This is a genomic window from Gordonia sp. YC-XJ4 (assembly GCF_059511865.1).
Map to the genome: position 1 here is coordinate 3,948,450 of NZ_CM183447.1, position 22,401 is coordinate 3,970,850.

General features: G+C 66.7%; 19 protein-coding genes. 5 read left to right on the top strand and 14 right to left on the bottom strand.

The features are described 5' to 3' along the window. Position 1 precedes the first annotated feature (1 nt). From AC5ZH6_RS17700 to AC5ZH6_RS17720, 5 genes are read right to left on the bottom strand one after another with little or no spacing between them, the layout of a single operon-like run. A complete protein-coding gene (locus AC5ZH6_RS17700; RefSeq protein ID WP_026919977.1) occupies positions 2 to 1,036 on the bottom strand; it encodes an MlaD family protein in 1,035 nt (344 codons plus the stop codon). Further along, the gene (locus tag AC5ZH6_RS17705) at positions 1,033 to 2,067 is read right to left on the bottom strand and encodes an MlaD family protein (protein ID WP_020170636.1); all 1,035 of its coding nucleotides are present in this window, start codon (positions 2,065 to 2,067) and stop codon (positions 1,033 to 1,035) included. The genes AC5ZH6_RS17700 and AC5ZH6_RS17705 overlap by 4 nt, the downstream gene beginning before the upstream one ends. After that, complete coding sequence (locus tag AC5ZH6_RS17710; protein WP_020170635.1) at positions 2,064 to 3,116, bottom strand: MlaD family protein; 1,053 nt, start codon at positions 3,114 to 3,116, stop codon at positions 2,064 to 2,066. The genes AC5ZH6_RS17705 and AC5ZH6_RS17710 overlap by 4 nt, the downstream gene beginning before the upstream one ends. Then, positions 3,113 to 3,979 (bottom strand): MlaE family ABC transporter permease, encoded by an 867-nt coding sequence (locus AC5ZH6_RS17715; protein WP_006372833.1) that lies wholly within the window; start codon positions 3,977 to 3,979, stop codon positions 3,113 to 3,115. Before AC5ZH6_RS17715 ends, AC5ZH6_RS17710 begins: the two co-directional genes overlap by 4 nt. Before the next feature lie 6 nt (positions 3,980 to 3,985). Then, a complete protein-coding gene (locus AC5ZH6_RS17720; RefSeq protein WP_006372834.1) occupies positions 3,986 to 4,849 on the bottom strand; it encodes an ABC transporter permease in 864 nt (287 codons plus the stop codon). A gap of 162 nt (positions 4,850 to 5,011) precedes the next feature. On the opposite strand from AC5ZH6_RS17720, the gene AC5ZH6_RS17725 reads away from it, so the two are divergent. Next, the gene (locus AC5ZH6_RS17725) at positions 5,012 to 6,256 is read left to right on the top strand and encodes a CaiB/BaiF CoA transferase family protein (protein WP_014360735.1); all 1,245 of its coding nucleotides are present in this window, start codon (positions 5,012 to 5,014) and stop codon (positions 6,254 to 6,256) included. Further along, positions 6,256 to 7,161: a hydroxymethylglutaryl-CoA lyase gene (locus AC5ZH6_RS17730; protein ID WP_014360736.1), complete on the top strand. Its 906-nt coding sequence runs from the start codon at positions 6,256 to 6,258 to the stop codon at positions 7,159 to 7,161. Before AC5ZH6_RS17725 ends, AC5ZH6_RS17730 begins: the two co-directional genes overlap by 1 nt. A 48-nt stretch (positions 7,162 to 7,209) precedes the next feature. On the opposite strand, the gene mycP is transcribed toward AC5ZH6_RS17730, so the two are convergent. The 9 genes from mycP to AC5ZH6_RS17775 form a co-directional block, all read right to left on the bottom strand. Next, positions 7,210 to 8,616 carry a type VII secretion-associated serine protease mycosin gene (mycP, locus tag AC5ZH6_RS17735; protein ID WP_020170634.1) on the bottom strand — a complete coding sequence of 469 codons (1,407 nt, stop codon included), beginning with the start codon at positions 8,614 to 8,616 and terminating at the stop codon, positions 7,210 to 7,212. Continuing rightward, positions 8,613 to 10,136, bottom strand: a complete 1,524-nt coding sequence (gene eccD / locus AC5ZH6_RS17740; RefSeq protein WP_231386638.1) for a type VII secretion integral membrane protein EccD — start codon at positions 10,134 to 10,136, stop codon at positions 8,613 to 8,615. The genes mycP and eccD overlap by 4 nt, the downstream gene beginning before the upstream one ends. A 77-nt stretch (positions 10,137 to 10,213) precedes the next feature. Further along, the gene (locus AC5ZH6_RS17745; RefSeq protein WP_353954492.1) at positions 10,214 to 10,939 is read right to left on the bottom strand and encodes an immunity 49 family protein; all 726 of its coding nucleotides are present in this window, start codon (positions 10,937 to 10,939) and stop codon (positions 10,214 to 10,216) included. A gap of 158 nt (positions 10,940 to 11,097) precedes the next feature. Continuing rightward, the gene (locus tag AC5ZH6_RS17750) at positions 11,098 to 11,838 is read right to left on the bottom strand and encodes an immunity 49 family protein (RefSeq protein WP_496167593.1); all 741 of its coding nucleotides are present in this window, start codon (positions 11,836 to 11,838) and stop codon (positions 11,098 to 11,100) included. Positions 11,839 to 12,020: 182 nt separating this feature from the next. Then, a complete protein-coding gene (locus AC5ZH6_RS17755) occupies positions 12,021 to 12,746 on the bottom strand; it encodes an immunity 49 family protein (protein WP_370530143.1) in 726 nt (241 codons plus the stop codon). Between the two features lie 158 nt (positions 12,747 to 12,904). Further along, positions 12,905 to 13,645: an immunity 49 family protein gene (locus AC5ZH6_RS17760; RefSeq protein WP_337999390.1), complete on the bottom strand. Its 741-nt coding sequence runs from the start codon at positions 13,643 to 13,645 to the stop codon at positions 12,905 to 12,907. Between the two features lie 167 nt (positions 13,646 to 13,812). Continuing rightward, complete coding sequence (locus AC5ZH6_RS17765) at positions 13,813 to 18,486, bottom strand: WXG100-like domain-containing protein (RefSeq protein WP_020170626.1); 4,674 nt, start codon at positions 18,484 to 18,486, stop codon at positions 13,813 to 13,815. Positions 18,487 to 18,541: 55 nt separating this feature from the next. Beyond that, the gene (locus tag AC5ZH6_RS17770; protein ID WP_020674394.1) at positions 18,542 to 18,847 is read right to left on the bottom strand and encodes a hypothetical protein; all 306 of its coding nucleotides are present in this window, start codon (positions 18,845 to 18,847) and stop codon (positions 18,542 to 18,544) included. A gap of 78 nt (positions 18,848 to 18,925) precedes the next feature. Then, positions 18,926 to 19,387, bottom strand: coding sequence for a YbaB/EbfC family nucleoid-associated protein (locus AC5ZH6_RS17775; RefSeq protein WP_006372845.1), 462 nt, complete (start codon positions 19,385 to 19,387; stop codon positions 18,926 to 18,928). A 137-nt stretch (positions 19,388 to 19,524) separates the two neighbouring features. Here AC5ZH6_RS17775 and AC5ZH6_RS17780 point away from each other — a divergent pair, with 137 nt between their 5' ends. From AC5ZH6_RS17780 to AC5ZH6_RS17790, 3 genes are read left to right on the top strand one after another with little or no spacing between them, the layout of a single operon-like run. Then, positions 19,525 to 20,712, top strand: a complete 1,188-nt coding sequence (locus AC5ZH6_RS17780) for a hypothetical protein (RefSeq protein ID WP_014360747.1) — start codon at positions 19,525 to 19,527, stop codon at positions 20,710 to 20,712. Between the two features lie 42 nt (positions 20,713 to 20,754). Next, a complete protein-coding gene (locus AC5ZH6_RS17785; protein ID WP_014360748.1) occupies positions 20,755 to 21,195 on the top strand; it encodes a hypothetical protein in 441 nt (146 codons plus the stop codon). Then, positions 21,195 to 22,400, top strand: coding sequence for a hypothetical protein (locus tag AC5ZH6_RS17790; RefSeq protein WP_231386634.1), 1,206 nt, complete (start codon positions 21,195 to 21,197; stop codon positions 22,398 to 22,400). Before AC5ZH6_RS17785 ends, AC5ZH6_RS17790 begins: the two co-directional genes overlap by 1 nt. Position 22,401: the final 1 nt, after the last annotated feature.

The following is a 22,401-nucleotide window of genomic DNA, read 5'->3' on the forward strand; positions in this document are numbered from 1 at the left end:
CTCAGCACCGCCGATCCGGGCTCGGGACGCACAGCCCACCGGCCGTCACCTGATCGGGGGTGATCTGCACCTGCGGTGCGTTGACGACCACCGACGACAGATCCACCCGACCTGAGGAGTTGGTGACGCCCATGGCATCTCCGATCTGATCGACGATCGCGGTCAGCGTGCCGAGGAGGTCGTCGATGCGGGCGGGCTGGGCGCGCAGGGTGTTGAGGACGTCGAGAACCTGCCGGAACGGTGGTTCGATGGTGCCGGTGAAGGCATCGACCGGCTTGGCGATGAAGGCGAACAGCGCGCCGATCGACCGCACGGTCTCCACCCCTTCGGCCTTGACCTGATAGGCCTTGGCCCCGACATAGCCGATCAGGCGCAGCAGTTCGACCAGATCGGCGCGCCCGCTGTTGAGTCCGGAAATGTACTCGTCGCTCAGGGCGACCGCGGCGTCGAGGTCGTCGGATCGCGCCCCGACCGCGGTGGTCAGTTGTTCGGTGTCGGCGATGATCTGCCGGATCGCGTCGGGTTGTCCGGCCAGCGCGGCATCGACCTTGCGCAGTGTATCGGCGATGGTCTGTCCGTTCACCTTCGACACGACCGCTCCGGAGTCGGCGAGAACGTCACTGAGCGTGTATGGCACCGACGTACGTTGCATCGGGATGATGTTGTGGCCCAGCGCTGTCCGGCCGGCCGGCGCCAACGCGACGTAGTGGCCCCCGATGGCGGTGGTCAACCGGACATCGGCCGACGTCTGATCACCCAGTGCGACATCGGAATCCACGCGCATGGTGACCTCGACGCGATCGGGATGCAGGGCGATCGCCGACACCTCACCAACCCGCACACCGGCGATGCGGACCTCATCACCGGATCGCAGGCCGCCGCTGGTACTCAACGCCACGAGGACATCGCGGTGGCCGAACGGGTCGAGGTAGATGACACCGCACACCGCGGCGAGCACGACCGCCACCCCGAGACCGATCATGCCCAGCCGGAATTGCCTGCGCCGCATCGATGCTTCGTCGCGTCGCCGGGTCATCGGCACACCACCACCGGGACACCCGCGAGCAGAACCCGCGTCAGCGGCGTGGGGATCGCCTGTCCCGAGCCGCACTGATAACCACCCTGACCCGCGGCGTGCGCCGTGGCATCGAGCGCGTCGATCAACGCGGGCAGCCGTCCCAGGGCGGCGGTCGCGGCGTTGACGGCCGGCACCCAGGTGCGCAGCAGGTGATCGACGGTGGCATAGTTGCCGTAGTAACTCTCATCGAGGCTCTCGAGGAGTTGCCGTACGGGCCCGAGACTGCGCGCGGCCAATCGCATCGACTCCTGGGTCTTGTCCGCCGACGCCGCAAGCACCCCGAAGGCGTCTCCCATCCGGGAGATCAGATCGTTGAGTTGCGGTGACTTGTACCGGATCTCACCGGCGACACGGCCCAATTGGGTGATGACGGTCGCGATGAGCGTCGAACGATCGGAGACGACATCGGCGAGCTGACGCAGCTGGTTCAGCACCGAGCCCACGTCGGGGCCGCGGCCCTCGATCACCGCCAGGATGTTGTTCATCAGCGAATTGAGTTGGTCGGGTTGCAACGTGCCGAACAGCGGCCGGAGCCCGTTGAACATCTCGGTGATGTCGAAGGAACCGATGGTCCGCGAGGCGGGGATGACCGCGGTGGTGGCGAGTTCGTGTTTCGGGGCGGTGGCGTCACCTGCGGGGGTCTGCAGGTCCAGGTACCGCTGTCCGACGAGATTCAGGTAGCGGATGGCGATCTGGGTGTCGTCGTAGACCGTGGTGGTGGTGTTCACGGTGAAGCGCACCTGCGCCTGGGCCTGGTCGCCGGAATCGTCGAGCAGCGAGATGGATTCGACCTTGCCCACCCGCACACCGAGTTCGCGGACGTCGTTGCCGACGGTCAATCCCGACACGTCGGTGAAGCGGGCGGTGAACGTCCGCCCGGCGCCGGGCACCGAGGGATCGAGCGCCTGGACGATCACCCACCCGGCGAGCAGCATGGCGACGACGAACAGGACGAAACCCGCAGTGGCCGTGGGCCGCACCCGGTTCATCGGCCGCCACCCCCGGTACGGACGGCACCTGCGGCCGGCAAGGCCGAGGTGATCGCGGGCAACGACTCCAGCGTGAGCCCGAGGCGTAACCGCACGGTGCCGTCCACGCGCGGCAGCATCTTGTCGAGCCGGCCGATCAGCTCGTGTGCATCGTCGGCTGCTGCGGGCACGGTGGACAGGGTGTAGCCGAGCGGGGCCCCGAGAGTGAGTGAGGCGTCGAGAACGGTGGCCAGGTCACCCGGATCGGTGCCGACGACCTGGCCCAGGGTGATGAAGGTCTGCACGAGGCCGGTCAGCGCACCGGTGACCTTGGCCGTCTCCCGCGGGTCGGCATACATCGCGGTCTTCTCCACCAGGGTGGTGAAGAGGTTGACGAAGGGGTCCGACAACGCGGCCGCACCGCGTAGGGTGTCGTCGGCGATACGCAGCATCTGGGCGAACGGCATCTGTTGGTGCTGATGCGCGAGTGCGAACAAATCGAAGCCCGACCGCATCAGCGGCGAGATCTGGGTGACGACCTCGTCGAGCCGGTTGATCATTGCGGTGACCTCGGAGCCGGTGAGGGTGGAGCTGATCGATCCGATGTCACGCAGGACGCTCACCGCCGATACGTCCGACGAATCATCCTGCGCCGCAATGATCTGTCCGTTGCGTAGCGCCGGTCCCGGTGCGGTGGGGGTCAATTCGATCCCGGTCACACCGAAGATGTTCGACGGCGCGAACGTCGCGGTGAGGTGGCCGCCGATGTGGTCGGCCTGGGTGGCGTCGACGGCCAGGCGCATCCGCTGATGCCCCTGATCGTCGATGGTGATCGACTCGACGTGCCCGACGAGCAGTCCCTGGTATTTGACGTCGGCGCCTGCCGAGAGTCCTTCGGAGATGCGATCGGAGGTCACGGTCACCTCGACGGTGTCGTCGAAGACTCCGCGCGCGTAGAGGGTCACAGGTATGGCGATGGCGGCGAGTACCGCGATCGCCGCGAGGCCCCACCGGGTCAGCACACCGGTGGACGGACCACGCCCGGACACGTCGATCGGTGGCCCGATCATCCGGAGAACCTGAATCCGACGTCGGAGCCCCAGAACACGAGGGTCAAGATCATGTCGAGCACCACGATGAGGATGAAGCTGAATTTGATGGCGCGGCCGGTGGCCGTCCCGACCCCTTCGGGTCCGCCGCGGGCGTAGTAGCCCTGATATCCGTGGACGAGGACCACGGCGACGATGAACACCACCGCCTTGATCAGCGAGTAGATGACGTCGACCGGACGCAGGAAGGCGGTGAAGTAGTGGTCATAGGTGCCGCTGGATTGACCGTGCATGCCGGTGACCACCAGCGCACAGGTGAGGTAGGCGAGGATCAGGGTGATCAGGAACAACGGGATGATGGTGATGACCCCGGCGATGGCACGTGTGCTGACGACAAACGGGATCGGTTGCACGGCTTGCGCTTCGAGTGCGTCGATCTCCTCGGCGATCCGCATCGACCCGATCTCGGCGGTCATCCGGCAACCGGCCTGCGCGGCGAACCCGATCGCCACGACGATGGGGGCGATCTCGCGGGTGGTGGCATACGCCGAGAGAAAACCGGTGAGCGGACCCATGCCGAACATGTCCAGTGAACCGAAGGCCTCGACCCCGATGGAGCCACCCACCGACGCCCCGAGAACCACCAGCACCGCGACGGTCCCACCGCCCACTATGACCGTACCGTTGCCCCACATCATGTCGCCGAGGACGGCCAACGTCTGGCGACGGTAGTGACGCAGCGCGTGCGGCATGGCGCCGAGCACCTGTGCGGTGAAGCGCAACTGATGGCCGAGCTGCGCCAGCAGTCGCGCGGGCGCGCCGGTGATCGCGCCGAGCCGGCGCACCCGTGGGTGGGCGGCGAGGTACACCTCGAGTCCCAGCATCGGCAATCACCCGACCTTCGTCTGCACGAACATCGACAGCAGCTGGGTGGCAAGGAGATTGAGCACAAAGCTGGCGACCACGCTGAGTACGACGGCGGCGTTGACCGCGTCGGCGACCCCGCGCGGACCGCCGCGCGCCTCCATCCCACGCTGACAGGCGATGGCGACGACGACCAGACCGAAGATCTCGGCCTTGCCCAGCGCCGCCCACAGATCGACGAGGCCCGCGAACTCGCCGAACGACCCGAGATAGCTGCCGGCCGCACCGCCCTGGAACGCGACGTTGACGAAATATCCGGTGGCCACACCGACGAAGACGATCTCCACACAGATCAGGGGTGCGATCACGGCCACAGCCGCAAGGCGGGGGGCGATCACCCGCCGCGCCGGGTCGATACCCATGGTGCGCAGGGCGTCGATCTCCTCACGAACCGTCCGCGACCCCAGGTCGGCGGCAACCGCCGAGCCGACCGCCCCGCCCAGCAGCAGTGCGGTGGCGATCGGGGCACCCTGCCGCAGCACCCCGAGCGCACCGGCCGCGCCGGCCATCGAGGACGCCCCGATCTGCGAGGTCAGGCTGCCCACCTGCACCGAGATGATCACGCCGAACGGGATCGCCACCAACGCGGCGGGGATCGCGGCGACCCCCGCGAAAAACACCATCTGCCGGTAGGCCTCACGCACCGGGAACCGGCCCCGAACCACGTCTGCGACGCCGAACCCCACCGAGGTCGCGAAGAGATCGAGTAGGCGCCCGAGGGTCGACACCGAGGAGCCCAGCATGCCCGTCACTCGGCCCCGCTCGCTCACACGCATCGCCACTCCGGTGTCCCCGCCGACCCGATCCGGGTCCTCGTCCGCTCCCGACACTCACGCCACCCGAAGGGCGCGTCGTGCCAGTGTGACACGAAAAACAAATTCTGGGTTCATTTTCAGTTTTTTGCGGTTGTCAGGGCATCGCGGCACGTCAACGGCCTGTGACGAGCTCGGCCGGGATTGCTTCTGGACCGTGATTGGTTACACACTGGTGGCATGGACGACCCCGACTCCCCGCCGACCATCACCCCGGACACGGAACCGACGGGTCCACTCGACGGCATCACCGTGCTCGAACTGGGCACCCTGATCGCGGGCCCCCATGCCGCTCGCCTGCTCGGCGACATGGGCGCCGAGGTGATCAAGATCGAGCCACCCGATCGGCCGGACCCGATCCGCACCTGGGGGCAGGCCGAGGTCGAGGGCCAGCGCTTCTACTGGACGGTGCACGCCCGCAACAAGCGGGCGATCACCCTCGATCTGCGCGACGACCGCGGACGCGAACTGTTCCTGCGATTGGCCCAGCGCGCCGACATCGTCGTCGAGAATTTTCGGCCCGGAACGCTCGAACGGCTCGGGATCGGGCCCGAGGTGTTGTGGCAGCACAACGCGGGACTGGTCGTGGTGCGGGTGTCGGGGTACGGCCAGACCGGGCCCGACGCGGCGCGCGCGGGATATGCCTCGGTCGCCGAGGCCGCCAGCGGGCTGCGCCACATCAACGGCTACCCCGGGCAACTCCCGCCGAGACTGTCGCTGTCGCTGGGCGACACCCTCGCCGGAATGTACGCCGCGCAGGGCGCACTCGCGGCACTCTACCGCCGGACCGTCACCGGCAAGGGGCAGGTCGTCGACACCTCACTGCTGGAATCATGTGTGGCGGTGCAGGAGTCGACGATGGCCGACTACGACATGGGCGGTATCGTGCGGGGGCCGTCGGGCACCCGTCTCGACGGCATTGCCCCGTCGAATCTGTATCCGACCGCCGACGGAACCCACGTGATCATCGCCGCCAACCAGGATTCGGTGTTCGCCCGGCTGTGCGCGGCGATGGGACAGCCCGAACTCGCCGCCGACCCGCGCTTCGCCGACCACGCTGCCCGTGGACGCAATCAGGATGAGCTCGACGCCCTCATCGGCGAGTGGTCGGCGCAGCACGGGGCCGACAAGCTCACCGAGGTGCTCTCGGCGGCGGGAGTCGTGGTCGGGCCGGTGAACACGATCGAACAGGTCGTCGCCGACCCCCATCTGCAGGCGCGCGGGATGATTGCCGAGCATTACGACGCCCGGGTGGGCCGGGTGGTCCACGGCCCCGGTGTGGTGCCCCGCTTCGGCGACACCCCGGGTCGAATCCGCAATGCCGGGCCACCGGTGCCCGGTCACGACAACCACGCGGTGTTCGCCGATCTGTTGGGATTGACGGACTCCGAGATCGACGAACTCCACGAACAGGGCGTGATCTGATGAACGTCACCCTCCGCGACGTCGCCATGCGAGACGGATTGCAGATCGAGGAGCCGATCTCCCTCGACGCCAAAGTAGAACTGTTGCAAGCCATCTGCGATACCGGGGTGACCGAGGTCGAGGTGACTGCGTTCGTCTCGCCCAGCAAGGTACCCGCACTCGCCGATGCCGCCGAGCTCTGCACGCACCTCGGCGAGTTTCCCGATGTGCGGTTCTCGGCGTTGATCGCCTCGGTCAACGGCACCCGCCGTGCGCTCGACTCCGGTGTGAGCAATCTGGAATATGTTGTCTCGGCCTCTGATTCACACAGCCGGGCCAATGTCGGACGCGACACCGACGCGTCGACGGCACTGATCGACGAGATCGTCGGTATCGCCCACGACGCGGGAGCCACACTCGAGGTGATCATTGCGACCGCCTGGGACTGCCCGTTCGACGGCCCGACGCCACCGGAGCGGGTCACCACGATCGTCGCCCACGCGGTGGCGGCGGGCGCCGACCGCATCAGTATCGCCGACACCATCGGCACGACGACCCCGAGACGGGTGACTGATCTTGCCGCACAGGTGTTCCCGCTGATCGGTGATCTGCCGCTGGGCGCACACTTCCACAACACGCGGGGTACCGGGTTGGCGAGTGCCTACGCCGCCGTGCAGGCCGGCATCACCCGGCTCGATGCCTCGGTCGGCGGACTCGGCGGTTGCCCCTTCGCACCCGGTGCGAGCGGCAACATCGCCACCGAGGATCTCGTCTATCTGTTGCGCGACTGCGGCATCGACACCGGCGTCGATCTCGATGCCGCCATCCGCGCCGGACGCGTCGCCATCGGTGCGGTCGGTGGCGGTGACGGGAGCGCGCTGATGCGCGCGGGCGATCGGAAGCTCGCCACCGGCGAGCCACGCTAGACCGGCCACCTCTCGCCGCAATATCGGTGCGCGGTGGGATGCGTACGGTCAGTGCTCGTCGATGTCGCGGTAGGCGGTCTTCTCGTCACGCATGCGCCGCAGCGGTGTGAACAACGCCCAGGCGGCGGCGATGAGGAAGACACTGATCCCGCCGACGACGAGCGCGATGTCGCGTGTCCGGGTGGCGGCCCGGTCGGGCGGGACCGGCCCGGCGATCTGCTTCTGCAGCAAGGTGTTCGACGCGTGAGGCTGGTCGGGGTCGACGGCGGCGATCGGGTCCACCAGACCGTACCCGGTCGCCATGTCGGGCCCCCGTCCACCTGTGTGGGCGGTGCGCTTGATCAGTTCGATCACCTCACCGGCAGACATGGTGGGGTGCTCGGCGCGGACGAGGGCGACCACCCCGGACACCACTGCGGCGGCGAAGCTCGTTCCGTTGAACGATGATTGGGCACCCTTGATGACCTGCCGGTTGACCAGCCCGGAGCCGGTGCTGCTCAATGAGACGACGTTTTCGCCGGGGGCGGCGACCGAGACCCACGGACCGGTCAGTGAGGTCGACGCCGGCTCGTCGTCGGCGGTCACATTTCCCACCGACAGCACATAGTCGGAGAACCACGCGGGACTGGCGTAGGTGGTCATCCTCGACCATTCGGTGGAGCGGGGTACGTTCGGGTCGACGCCGGGATTCTGCGGGCAGCGATCCTTGTCGGCGTTGCCTGCGGCTGCCACCACCACCACGTTGCGTTGGTAAGCGGCGCGCACGGCGCGGCCGAGCAGGTCGTCATCGACCGGGGATCCCGTTGTGCCGCAGGCTGCGGCAGAGATGTTGATGACTGTGGCGCCCAGGGACACCGCACGGGTGATCGCATATGCCAGCGTGGTGGTGTTGCCGTATCCGGAGGAGACGGCATCGCTGTCGTCGCCGTTGTTGCCGTCGACCTGGTAGGAGTCGCTGTTCTGCCGGATCGACAGGATCGTCGCGTCGGGGGCGATGCCACTGAAGCTGTCGGCGGTCGAGGGACGCGCCGCGATGAGCCCAGCGACCAGCGTGCCGTGTGAGTCGCAGTCGGTGAGCCCGTCTCCGCTGCCGACGTAATCGCCACCACCGATCACCTTGCGGAGCCGGGGTTGCGGATGCACACCGGTGTCGATGACCGCGACCGTTTGCCCGGCCCCCGTGCTGTATGTCCAGGCAGCGCGATAGTTCACGGCGAAGCCTGTCGGGTCGACCTGGGACAGATCGGTGCCGGCGGCGAGTACCGGTGTGGCGCACTGCTGTTGCTGTTTGGTCTTGTCGGTGGGCCCCACCGGACCGCTCGGTGCACCGCCCGCAGCGATCCGCGGTGGGGTCAGGGCTGCGGCGGGCCCTGTGCCGACGAGTACCAATACCAGCACCGTGGCCAGATGGGCGATGACGACAATCGTGCGTCGCACCCTGATCGGGAGCGTCATCCCCCCACGACCTGGGCGTACAGGCCTGCTGTCCACGCCAGCACGGGGAGGACCGCAGCGAGGGCGAGGTAATCCAGGTGGTCGCCGAATCGCGCCCACCGTGGCGACCTACGGTCGGCGGCGAACACCGCGATGCCCACTCCGACGACCACCAGTGCGAGGAGGGCGAGAGCGGCGACCGCATACATCGCCGACGGCGCCGTCCGGAGTGCCAGGGCGGTGATCACCAGAATCGCGACACCACCGAACAGCAATGACGCCGACGGCACGAACGGCAGCTTGCGTGCGCTGCGCAGCATCATCGCGGCCGCGACGACGGCGTTGAACGCGATGACCGCCCACGGTGTGGGATCGGTACCGAGGGCTGCGATCGCCGTGCCGGCGATCACGGTTGCCGCGGCTGCCAGATAGACCGCTGACCGCGTGGCGCGGGCACGCTCCACGGATTCGGCCACGGCCTGGGCAGAAGGGACCTGTGCGCGGGCACCGGCCGCCGTCCGGCGCTGCTGCTCGCGGCGCTCGGCACGGTCGAACGGGTTGGTGAACAGCTCGGTGGTGCCTGCCTGCGCGTCGCGGGAGGATTCGCGCTGATTGGTGAGTGGACGGAGCCGGCGACGGTTCATGATGAGTGGGTCGGCTCCCACCGCGACAAACAGACCACAAGTGGCCAGGACGGTACCCGACAGTTGGTCGGTCCAGTGGAAAGCCGCGTGCGCCACGGCCACGACCGCGCACAGAGTGAACCCGACCGCCACGCCGACGAATCCGACGTGTCCGGCGCGGACGATGACCTGCCCACCGATCGCGGCGAGAATCATGACGCCGCACACGATGGCCGGCGCCCAGGCGTTCACACCGACGGGCAGGTGTGCGCCGCCCACCGATGCCACCCCGAATACCAGTGGCAGGGCCGCCCATCCCAGTGCTGCGGCGATCGGCGGCTCGGCGTAGTAACGGCGCGCGACGACGGCGCCGATGACGAGGGCTACGATCACGCCGACAGTCTGATAGGCGAGCGCGGTGCGCTGGGACAAGCCGAAGTCGCCGAGCAGGAGCAGGTCACACACCGCAACGGCCATTGCCAACCCGACAAATGCCATCACGCGGGCTGCGCGGGAACTCCACGCCGGGTATCCCTCCCGATTGAGTCGGGCCACCGCATCGACGACGTCATCGAACAGTTCGGGCGGGGTCAGCGCTCGTTCGGCACTCAGACTGAACTGGTCGCCGTCCTGCGACCCTGCCATGGCCAGGGTCTGGTCTCCTCGCACCTCACGACCGTTCGCGAGCCGGGTCAGCACCCACCGGTCCCGTTTGTTGGGAATCCCGTTGGGTTCGTCCTCACGCCTGACATCCCGCGAGGCGATCAGCTCGGCGAGTTCGGGGACGAGGTTCACGACGGGAACATCTATCGGCAATTCGATATCGAGTTGGGTACGTCCGCCGAACACCGACACCCGTATGGTCCGCGGCGCGGCCGCGACCATCACCGTCTGCCGAAGCTCCCCTATCCCCGTCACAGCGCTCCAATCTAACCGACCGGACACTCCCGTGTGACCCGTGGTCATCCGGATGTCCGATATGGCGGTGCGTGCCCCTACCGCAACCGATTCCGACGATCAAACACCAACGCGCCCGGCAGATACTGCGACTGCACCCCCACCTCAAACCCCGAATCCACCGCCGCACACACCGGCCCCAAAATCCGCCACGGCACAAACCCCTCCTCCGCACGCACCCGATTCTCCACCGGCCGAGTAAAGAACTCCTTATTGCCCTCCAACGCCACCCGCACATCCACCGGAAACTCACTACGACTCCCCGACACCACATCCCACAACAACCGCACCGACGGAAACACCCGCTGCAACACACTCTCCGCCCCCGCCAACGGCGCCAACTCCGGATCCGTCAACCGCATCACCTCCACCACCTGCTGCGCCACCGGCTCACCCCGCTCACCCCGCAACAACATCTGCCACGCCCGCGCCCACTGCTCCTGATACGGGTCAAACCACACCCCCTCCTCCCTCGACGCCTCCCGCCACTCCGGTTTGAAATCCCGCAACGCATCCAACAACCCCCGATCCCGAGCCACCAACCCCAACCACAACCCAGCCAACCAATCCGGCGCCATCGTCCGCGGATTCGGACCCGACGACCCCGTCTCCAACGACCTCCCCAACACCTCAAACGACAACCGATGCTCACCCTTCGGCAACGACGCCCGCACAAACTGCACCCGACACACCTCACACGCCGCATCCAACAACGACCACACCTCCTCACCCACCACACCACCCGAACCCACCAACGACCACACACACAACTCAATCAAGTCAGTCCGCAACCCATCGATTCGCAGACTATTCCAAGGCCGATCCGACCCCAACGAACGCTCTACCCCGTACCGAGAATCATCAATACGCCACTGCACATAATCCGCAGGCTCCCACTCATGCCACCGCTCAACATCCACCATCAGCCAGAATCTCCCGACCGCAATCGATCGCGACGATCAAACACCAACGCATCCGGTAAATACTGCGACTGCACCCCCACCTCAAACCCCGAATCGACCGCCGCACACACCGGTCCCAAAATCTGCCACGGCACAAACCCCTCACGCATACGCACCCGATTCTCTACCGGCCGCGTGTAATACTCCTTATTCGCCTCCAAAGCCACCCGCACATCCACCGGAAACTCACTACGACTCCCCGACACCACATCCCACAACAACCGCACCGACGGAAACTCCGTCTGCAACACACTCTCCGCACCCGCCACCGGCGCCAACTCCGGATCCGTCAACCGCATCACCTCCACCACCTGCTGCGCCACCGGCTCACCCCGCTCACCCCGCAACAACATCTGCCACGCCCGCGCCCACTGCTCCTGATACGGGTCAAACCACACCCCCTCCTCCACCGACGCCCGCATCCACTCCACCTCAAAATCCCGCAACACATCCAACAACCCCCGATCCCGAGCCACCAACCCCAACCACAACGCCGCCAACCAATCCGGCGCCATCGTGTACGGATTCGGACCCGACGACCCCGTCTCCAACGACCGCCCCAACACCTCAAACGACAACCGATGCTCACCCTTCGGCAACGACGCCCGCACAAACTGCACCCGACACACCTCACACGCCGCATCCAACAACGACCACACCTCCTCACCCACCACACCACCCGAACCCACCAACGACCACACACACAAATCGATCAACTCGACCTGAAGATCATGAATACGATCACTATTCCACGGAAGCTCAAGACCCAACAGGTCCTCAACATCCTCTCGCGCCTCATTCCAGCGCCGCTCCACATAATCTTCGGGGCCCCACTCGTGCCAACGCTCAACATCCACGATATCCACCATCAGCCAGAATTCCCCTACCGCAATCGATCGCGACGATCAAACACCAACGCATCCGGTAAATACTGCGACTGCACCCCCACCTCAAACCCCGAATCCACCGCCGCACACACCGGCCCCAAAATCCGCCACGGCACAAACCCCTCTTCTTCACGCACCCGATTCTCCACCGGCCGAGTAAAGAACTCCTTATTGCCCTCCAACGCCACCCGCACATCCACCGGAAACTCACTACGACTCCCCGACACCACATCCCACAACAACCGCACCGACGGAAACACCCGCTGCAACACACTCTCCGCCCCCGCCAACGGCGCCAACTCCGGATCCGTCAACCGCATCACCTCCACCACCTGCTGCGCCACCGGCTCACCCCGCTCACCCCGCAACAACATCTGCCACGCCCGCGCCCACTGCTCCTGATACGGGTCAAACCACACCCCCTCCTCCCTCGACGCCTCCCGCCACTCCGGTTTGAAATCCCGCAACGCATCCAACAACCCCCGATCCCGAGCCACCAACCCCAACCACAACCCAGCCAACCAATCCGGCGCCATCGTCCGCGGATTCGGACCCGACGACCCCGTCTCCAACGACCTCCCCAACACCTCAAACGACAACCGATGCTCACCCTTCGGCAACGACGCCCGCACAAACTGCACCCGACACACCTCACACGCCGCATCCAACAACGACCACACCTCCTCACCCACCACACCACCCGAACCCACCAACGACCACACACACAACTCAATCAAGTCAGTCCGCAACCCATCGATTCGCAGACTATTCCAAGGCCGATCCGACCCCAACGAACGCTCTACCCCGTACCGAGAATCATCAATACGCCACTGCACATAATCCGCAGGCTCCCACTCATGCCACCGCTCAACATCCACCATCAGCCAGAATCTCCCGACCGCAATCGATCGCGACGATCAAACACCAACGCATCCGGTAAATACTGCGACTGCACCCCCACCTCAAACCCCGAATCGACCGCCGCACACACCGGTCCCAAAATCTGCCACGGCACAAACCCCTCACGCATACGCACCCGATTCTCTACCGGCCGCGTGTAATACTCCTTATTCGCCTCCAACGCCACCCGCACATCCACCGGAAACTCACTACGACTCCCCGACACCACATCCCACAACAACCGCACCGACGGAAACTCCGTCTGCAACACACTCTCCGCACCCGCCACCGGCGCCAACTCCGGATCCGTCAACCGCATCACCTCCACCACCTGCTGCGCCACCGGCTCACCCCGCTCACCCCGCAACAACATCTGCCACGCCCGCGCCCACTGCTCCTGATACGGGTCAAACCACACCCCCTCCTCCACCGACGCCCGCATCCACTCCACCTCAAAATCCCGCAACACATCCAACAACCCCCGATCCCGAGCCACCAACCCCAACCACAACGCCGCCAACCAATCCGGCGCCATCGTGTACGGATTCGGACCCGACGACCCCGTCTCCAACGACCGCCCCAACACCTCAAACGACAACCGATGCTCACCCTTCGGCAACGACGCCCGCACAAACTGCACCCGACACACCTCACACGCCGCATCCAACGCAGACCACACCTCCTCACCCACCACACCACCCGAACCCACCAACGACCACACACACAAATCGATCAACTCGACCTGAAGATCATGAATACGATCACTATTCCACGGAAGCTCAAGACCCAACAGGTCCTCAACATCCTCTCGCGCCTCATTCCAGCGCCGCTCCACATAATCTTCGGGGCCCCACTCGTGCCACCGCTCAGCATCCACGATATTCACCATCAGGCAGAATTTCCTTCGCTCGATTCGACAATCTTCTTAGGCAGATTTCTTCGGATATCGAATTCACGGTGCCTGTACCCCGAATACGATCCTTCTCTGTCAACGGTTGCCCGCACCAACTCGTAGCGTAACGCGCCACTAGACAGAGCCTTTCGAATTTGGCGGCCAAGTCGTTGAGTAACCACGTCTGGACTTCCACGCATAGCGGAAGCCACTGATTGCAGATACTCCCTTCGCCCCTGCTGATAGTCACGTTTGTCTGGCCCGCGCCTACTCCCCAACTCCGCATGCGGCCCCTTTGCCTCCACCACGACCAGGATCGGGCCGGTGATTCCTTCCTCGTTCTTCACGCCTTCCCGCGGAGTAACCCTGAACACTCCATCGACACCTCCGGCACCCCGGGAACCGAGAGGCAGCAAGGTCTCGACCTCGAACTGACTGGCGCGGTATCGATTTGGGATCGCCTCCGCCGCCGCATGCAGACCCGCTAGTTCGCCGGCGTCTGTCATGATCCGGAAAGCACTCTTTCGCTCAGCATCTGTCGCGTCCAGCTTGTTCAGAACGTGCTTCAGCTGAGCGCGCGCCCAATCCCGCAAGCGGCGCAATTCTTCCGCCACCCGGTGAGCCCCATAGGTCACTTTCTCGTCGTAGGCCCCGTACGCGGCTTCCTCGACCTTGACCATCTTCTCGGTCGTGATCTCATCGTGCTCATCAAGCAGCGGAATACGATCACCGTCAGCGTCCAACGCCCCCTTGATGTTTCGATCCCACCGCGGTCTCCCGTCGTGGTGGGTCCGATGGTAGTACTTCTCCAGGTACCGACGATCGGCAACTTTGTCGACAACCGACTTACCCGAGTGCTCCAGGCCATTGATCGGCTCCCTGGGATCTGTTTTTCCCCTGCCCGGAGCATCGGTCGGGTCCGGTTGGTCCGGGACCGGGTCGTGCTCGCCGTCGCGAGGCTGACCGGTATCGCGGTGCGGACCGTCTACACCTCCCGCCCGCGCATTCTCGGCAGGTCGATCTCCGTCGACGCGCTCCGTCGGTACGTCCGACTCGCCATCACGCGCGAGCCTTCCCGACGAGAGTGGCACGCCCGCGTCATCGCGCTCGCGAGAACGACCTGCATGACCGTTGAGGTCGGCGTCGGCATCATCCGCTGGTGCTCGCCTCGTGCCCGACCCGCCGCCGTCGTCTCCGGCCCGGCGAGTCCCACTCCGCTCGCCGTCGTCCTGTTCATTGCGCTCGTCGTGTTCAGTGCGCTCGTCGTGTTCAGTGCGCTCGTCCCGGAATTCGCCCTGCCGCGGCCCCTCGCGCCGGGTCCCGACCAACTCGTGATCGCCGAATACCTTGCGGCCGCCCAACTCGGCTCTCGGATGCGTCAGTCGCGCGTCTTCGGTTCCGACGGGTCCACGACCGTCATGGTAGGCGGCGCCGAATTCCGTGAAATGACCCAGTCCGTCGGCCAAGCTCATCACCCGCTCACCGGCGGGCGCCGAGGGGTCCAAGACCACGTGCTCGCCGTCGAGACGTGCCACGGTCACCGCATGCAGATCGCCACCGGCCTCCGTGCGCCCCACCACTGTGGCCGATGCGTGCTCGCCCAAGCCGTGTAGCGAACCGGCGACCGAATCGACCGATGCGCGGTCGAATCCGTCCACCCCCAACCGATCTGCCAACTCGGAGGTACTGAGCCCCGCGAAGTCACTGCCTCGGTTTTCCGGTGCCACCGCCTCGCCCGACAACAACCCATCACGCACCGCGATCGCCTGGTCGCCGCATTGCTGACCGGACACATTGGATTGGTCCAGAACCCCGAGAGCACGGTCGGCTTCTTCCCGCGTCATCGACGATGACAGCGCCACCCGGTCCGGCACCCCGGAAGCGGCGTCGATGACGCCGACCTCCGCGGCATCGTCAATCCCCTCGGGCCGAATGCCCTCGGGTGCATTCGGTTCGGGATCGTGAGCGACAGCAGGATGTTCGGTGCGTGCGCCTCCCAGACGTGCTCGCACCGCATCGGTCAGCCGCGCCGCGCCGTGAAAGGCCGCCTTCACCGACACCGCACCCAACAACGACCCCGACACCGCCAGCATCGTGACCGCGTCCGGCGCCGGGTGCACGTCACCGCCGACGCCGGCCTGCAGCCCCTCCGCGCGCGTCGTCATCGACGACATCACCTTCTGCGCCGCATCATCGAAGCTCTTCAGCACCCGCGCAGGGGCCTCGCGCGACTCCCGTTCCATCCGCTGGGTAGCCGTGTCATCAGCCACCCTGCGCGCGGTGGCGAGTTCTTCGGTCTTCTCTGTGCGGCCGCCGTCGTGCGACGTGGGCGGCTGTGCCGCATCGTCGGGGTCACGATCGGGCACCACGTCCCCGTCGCCGTCACCCTCGGTACGCACCGGGCGCGAGCTCTCCGCCGGAGGCTCCGACGAGATGTGACCGGCCCCGTCACGGTCGATCAGATGCGGTAGGTGCGCGGCGTCATGCGGAAGTCCGTCAACGGCAACGATTTCCATCCGGACCGGCAGATCGCCGAACCGTGCGGTCACCACTCGCGCGGCTTCCGCCGAGGCAACGTCGGCTGCCGAATCCGGTACGTGGGAGACCTCGGGGTCTGCGGGCTCGCGACCATGACGCCCGCCCGTCTGCTCGTCGCCGCCGTCGTGTGCGGTGAACCGCCGCGGCTCGTCCCCGCCACCGTGCTGATGCGTTGCGGACTCTCGCGTGTGAGCATCCCCGTCTGTCGGGCGGGTGGACCCGCCCTCTCGACCGGCAGGGCTCGAATCCGTTGCGCGCGCGGGTTCAGCCGTGCGCGCCGAATCCCCGGATCGGGAGGCGTCGGTCATGGGACGCTGGGCCGGCGGCGGTCCGCCACGCTCACCGGACTCGCCCTCGCTGCCGCCGGTGGAACGACCCGACGATCCGGCGTCGGCGGCAGGCCGCGATACCCCGTCGGGCCCAGCCGACCGGGTCGCGTCCGCGGTTGCCACCGAAGCCCGCGCGGTGACACCGCGCTCCGCGCCGATGCGCTCGGCTCCCCCGGCCGGTGCCGCGGCTTCTGCGCGCACCGCGGTCGCCGCGGTCAATGTCCTTGGCGTGCCAGCGCCTTCGGGTCGCGCGGTCACCGACGCACCCGACGCGGCGGGGTGCTCGGCGATCGCCGACACCGTCGGCCTGCCACCGGCCGCGGCCGCGGTTGCGGCGCCCGTCGACGAACCCGTGCCCGCCGTCGGTGCCGCCGAATGTCCCGCTGCGGCAACGGGACTACCCGGCGCCGAGGCCGCTGCCGAGGGTCCCGCTGCGGTGGCCGCGGTCGTCGCGGGCGCATCGGCAGCCGTCGAGGGTGACACCGACTCTGGATGCGCGCCGCCGACGGGCACTCCCCCGGTATCGGCCGCGACACTCGGCTCCGGTTGCAGCCCAACACTTCCCGCGCCATCGTGAGAAAGATCGGCTGAGCCGGCAACTCCGTCGGCGGGTGAGGAGGATCCGTCGACATGTGTGTTTGCCTGCGGCGCCGTCGATCCTGCAGAAGTGTCGCCTCCGCCGGGATGCGAGGTGTCGGCGAGCACCGGGGCACCCGGCCCCGCAGTCGCCTCGGTGGTGGTGGCGTCGGTGATCGCGCCGTCGGGGTGTCCGGCAGTTCCGTGCTCACCCAGGCCGTCTACGGCGCCGGGCGTCGGAGAACCGCCGACCGTACCGGTGATCGTCTCGCGCCCGGCACCATCCGCGGCGAGTCCGGCACCCTCGGATTTCCCGGGCAGCGCCCCCATCAGCGACGACCCGAAAAAGCCTGCGGCATTGAAATGACCACCGGTCAACAGCATCGCGCCACTGTTGCCCGCTGCACCACTGACGTAACCGATCACCCCGCCGCGAGCGAGGATGGCACCCTTCGAGGTGCTCTCGGTGACCTGCCCGAACGCCCGGTCGGCGAACTTGCTCATCCCCACACTCGAGGCGCCACCGATCGCACCGCCGAGTGCGTAGGACTCGACCACCGAGCCGAGTTGTCGCACGTCGATTCCCGACCGGTGGCCCTGCGAGATCTGATAGCCCTGGATACCGAGTTCTTGTGCCGCCCCGAGGGCGGTCCACTTGAGGGTCTCGAATGCGATACGCCCGACGGTGGTTTCGATCAGCTTCTTGATCGTGGTCGCCGCAACGGTCTCGCCGATCTTCTCCACGATCTCTTTGAGGAGCGTGCGCTCCATGACGGCGATCGCAGCGCGGGTGATGGCCTCGATGATCGGGATCCCGGCCAGCGACCCGCCGAACGTCTCCCAGGCGTTGGCGAGCGCGATGGCAATCTGGATGGCCGCAATGCCCAGGGAGGCCAGGATGTTGAGCTTGGTGTATTGAATCTGGGTTCCCGTGGCCGAGGCCAGATCTCCCAAACCGTCCATACCCTCGGCCAGTTTGTCCACGGCGTAGTCGCCGGAGAACATCTTCGTGAACTCGTCTGCGATCGCCTGCGCAGAGGCGCCCTCGATGACCGACAGCGTCTCCTGGGTGACGGAGTCGAGATCGGGAATCAGATCCCGCAATTGGTCGGCGTGGGTGCGCCAGGTGTCGGCGATACGCCACATGGCGTCCTCGTCGCCCTGGGGCCACTTCTCACCGGCCAGATACGACACCCATTGCAACCATCCGGGAATCCCGATGGTCACGGTGCGCTCACCGGTAGGGCGGTCCCGGTCTCGCGGCGGTGGTCAGCGCTGAGGTTCACGTCCCGGCCGTGTCGCCGCCCTCGAGGTTGTCAGCGGTGTTCCGCAATCCCTCGGAGTAGGTGGTGAGCAGATCGACCTTCGCCGAGATCGCTTCGGACACACCCTGCTTCTGCCCCAGATAGCCGCCGCCCGCACCGCCGGTGGCGAACTGGGTGCCGGGTTCATCGTCGCCCCACGGCGCGCCTTCGCCGGCCAGACTGGACTCGAGACTCGACAACACCTCGCCGAGATTACTGCTCGTGGCGGCGAGATGCGCAGCGGCGGCACGCAATGCCGCGGGTGTGACTCCTAGGTCAGCCATGGTCGTTCCTTCGGGGTGTCGATGCCGGTGGACATCACTGTGCGCCGGCCGCGGGCGGATGGGGTGTTCGTCGTCGGGTCACGTCCAGCGACCGGCGCCCGGATGTCGGGCCGTCGACCGCTCGGCCGAGCCCGGTGGCGCCGTCGAGATCTGTTCGGGAGTGATCGCGAAATCACGCAAATCGGGTGCGCCGTCGATGACTTCGGACAGCGACGGAAGTGCCGCGCCCGCTCGTCGCACCGATTCCATCAGGGCTTCACCTTCACGGGCGACCTTCGCGGCGGCCTGTTGGGCCGCCTGGGTGACAAACCCCGACAGATCCTCGAGATCGTGATCGTCGAGGAAATCGGGGTCGATCTCGGTCTTGATCACCACGCCTTGGGCGTTGACGTGCACCGTGACCGTCCGGTCGGCGACGGTGGCATGTGCCATCAGCTGGGCCCGGCGCCGCTGCACCTCCCGAATCGCGGTGAGTTGCTCTTGTGCGCTGGCCATCAGCTCGTGGAAATCGAACCCGAGTCCGTCGTCCGCCGTCGTCACACGTCCCCCAAGTAGGTGCTCTGCACAGTTGGCCGCAATACTTTCACAGGCGAATGACCGCCGCTAGCCGCCCGACACGCCAGACCCTACGATCACGACGTCCGACCACCACCGCACACGCGTCCCGAGGGAGACCCATGACCTCATCGCCGACCCCCGAATCCGCCGACGACGTGTCGCTGGACTGGGGTTTCCGTGACATGGGCGGCGACGCCGAGCCACCGGCCGCCCGCGCGGGGGCCGACCGCAGCCCCGAGATGCTCCTCGGTGAGGTTGTCGGTGGAATGCATGACACGCTGCCGCCGGCCTGGTCGTTCTATATCGCCGAGATCGCCATCGCCGCCAACGAGCACCGCACCCGAGCGGCCGTCGAATTGCCCGACGGACGACTGCTGCCGCTCACCGTTGATCCGGCGGTGCTGCGTGCCGCCGCGGCACACCGCGAACTCACCGCCGGCGACGCGCCGTGGATGTGGCTGCGGATCACCGAGCATCGCGGACAGCAACCACAGATCGCGGCATTCGACGGCTTCGTCGGCGCCCCGCCCGACCATCTGCTGTTCCCACCGGCGAGCTACCTGACCGACGTCAGCATGTCCGCCGGGGTTGCCACCCCGTTGTGGTTACTCGCACATGTCCACGCCACCGGCGCCCAGCTGCGTGCGGCGTCGGTGGCCGCCGAAGCACCGCCGGCAGAGTGCGTGCACCCTGCCGATGAATTGCCGCCGCTGCCCCTGCTGTGGCCGCGATTTGCCGCGCTGTCGGCGATCTTCGCCGCGGTCGATGCCTTCGACGGGCCGCGCATGACGAGCTCGGTCGGGATCTTCCGCGGCGAACTCGGCGGTTGCACGCTCACCCGACTGCCCCGCGGTCGAGCCGTGCTCTCCGGCGGCTCCGATCATTCGGCGCTGATGACCGCCGCGTACCTCGGACATCTCGAACCACCCGACTTCTATCGCGGCGCGCCCGCCTGGGTCAGCAACATCGTCCTCGACGAGCGCGCGGCCGCCGGGATGCTGACCTTCTGCTACTGGTGGTCCGAGGGCCGGTGGTCCCGAGCGCACCTGACCGGCCCTCCGGAATGGACCCCGATCGCCGAGCTCACGCCTGCCGTCCCCGGGGTCTGGACCTCCACGACGACCGCCGAGTTGGTCCGCTCGACCTTGGCCCAGGCCGGCATCGAGGTGAGCGCGCAGGCCGCAACAGACTACGTCGGGCAGGTCGGCTCCGGCGACATCCGCCCCGAGTTGCTGGCCTCGCTGCCACATCCCCCGGCCTCGTCGGCGGAGGGATTCACCGTCCTCGATCTCGCCCAATCATGGTGACGCGTTGCGCCACCCAGCAGCAGAACTGGATAGGGTGACCGCATGAGCACCGCCCACTCGGTATTCCCGCACGCGGGATGGGAGATGGTCTACGACCTGCGCGCCGCGGTCCGGGACGGTGACGTCGACGCGGTCTCCGCGCTGGTCGGGCAGGTCGACGTCGAGCAGGCTCGACAGTTGGGCATGATGGCACCCACCCTGCTCGCGCAGTACACCGGTACCCATCCGTCGCCGGAGACGATACGACTGACCGCGCGCACCCTGCACCGTCACCTCGCGCGCTTCGACACCCGTCATGCGTTGACCGTCAATCACGTCGTCGACATCCTCGCGCCCCTACTGGCCGGAAATCCCCTGCCCGACTGGGTGGACCGACCGGTGATCCTCGCGACGCTGGTCGGATTCCTGATGCCCGACGGCGCCGCCGAGGACCGGCTACGCGACGACCTCGAGCCGGTGTGGGCCGGGGCGATGGAGTCATGATGCCCTCACCGCTGAGCTTCGACAGGGCATGGTCGGTCTTGACACTCGTGAGTTCGGCTCGGGGGCAACGAGATCGGTGGCCGATCGAAGAGGACTTGCTGACCCTGCCCGACGGTGACGGCGAGGTGATGATTGCCGTCGCGATGACCGCTCTGCAGGTCCGCCTGCAACGCATGTGCGACGGCAACCCGACGGAGAACCAGCTATGGCTCATCGCCGGGTTGCTCGAGCACCAACTGCTCCTACCGGAGGGCTACACGCGCGCACACCTCTACCGACTGCTCACGGCGATCGCCTCGCACGACGAGGCCGCCGTGACCAGCCCGGATGTCGTCGCGCTCCTCGAGCTGGTGTGGGGGCTCAAACTCCCGGCCGATCCGGAAGGAGCCCGAGAACAGTCACTGCGCCGGTGGCGCCACGACAACATCACTTCCGGCGCGGACTTCACCGGCGAAGACTTCGTGATGCTGATCCTCGGCTCCCTGGACCGGGCATGCCCCGAGGACTGGATCAGCTTCGAGGGCACGGTGACCATGGCGACGGGTCAGCTATTGGCCAACTTGTCCGTCACGACGCCGGCCGAATCCGAGGCGGTTTTCACCACACTCATCCTCATGCCCGACCTCATCGGATACCGCGAGGCGCATGGACTGTCATGGCTCGGGCACATTGAAGCCTCCGACACCGGTGCCGAGTTGGCAGTGATGAACCGCAACACGACGCCGCACCCCTCACAGTTGTTGCGTATCAGCGACTTCTATGCAGAGCTACCACCCGGACCGTTGGCCGAGGACACCCCCGGCTGGCTCCGCAGCTATCTGACCGAGGGCACCATCGATTACGGCTCGGGGCAACGGCCGGTCGCCGGGCCCGCCGAGGCACTCGACATCGTTCGGCGCAAGGCAGCCGAACGAGGTCTCGGACCCCGGTTCAACACCCGCATGCTCGTCGCGGTGCGGCTGCCGGTCGGCTATCGGGTGTTCATGTACCAGCCACCGGACACCCCGTTCGATCAATTGATCGTCGGTTCACCACGGTTCTACGTCGGCGACGACTGTCGGATCTATCCCACGCGCGCAGGGCTCCCGGCACATTCCGACGAAGAGTTCCGCGTCGCCTTCGAACAGCGTCATGGCTACGACTCCACCACCGGCGACCCGTGGGTTCGGCCCGCCGCGATCATCGGCCCCCGAAAGCCGAACTGAG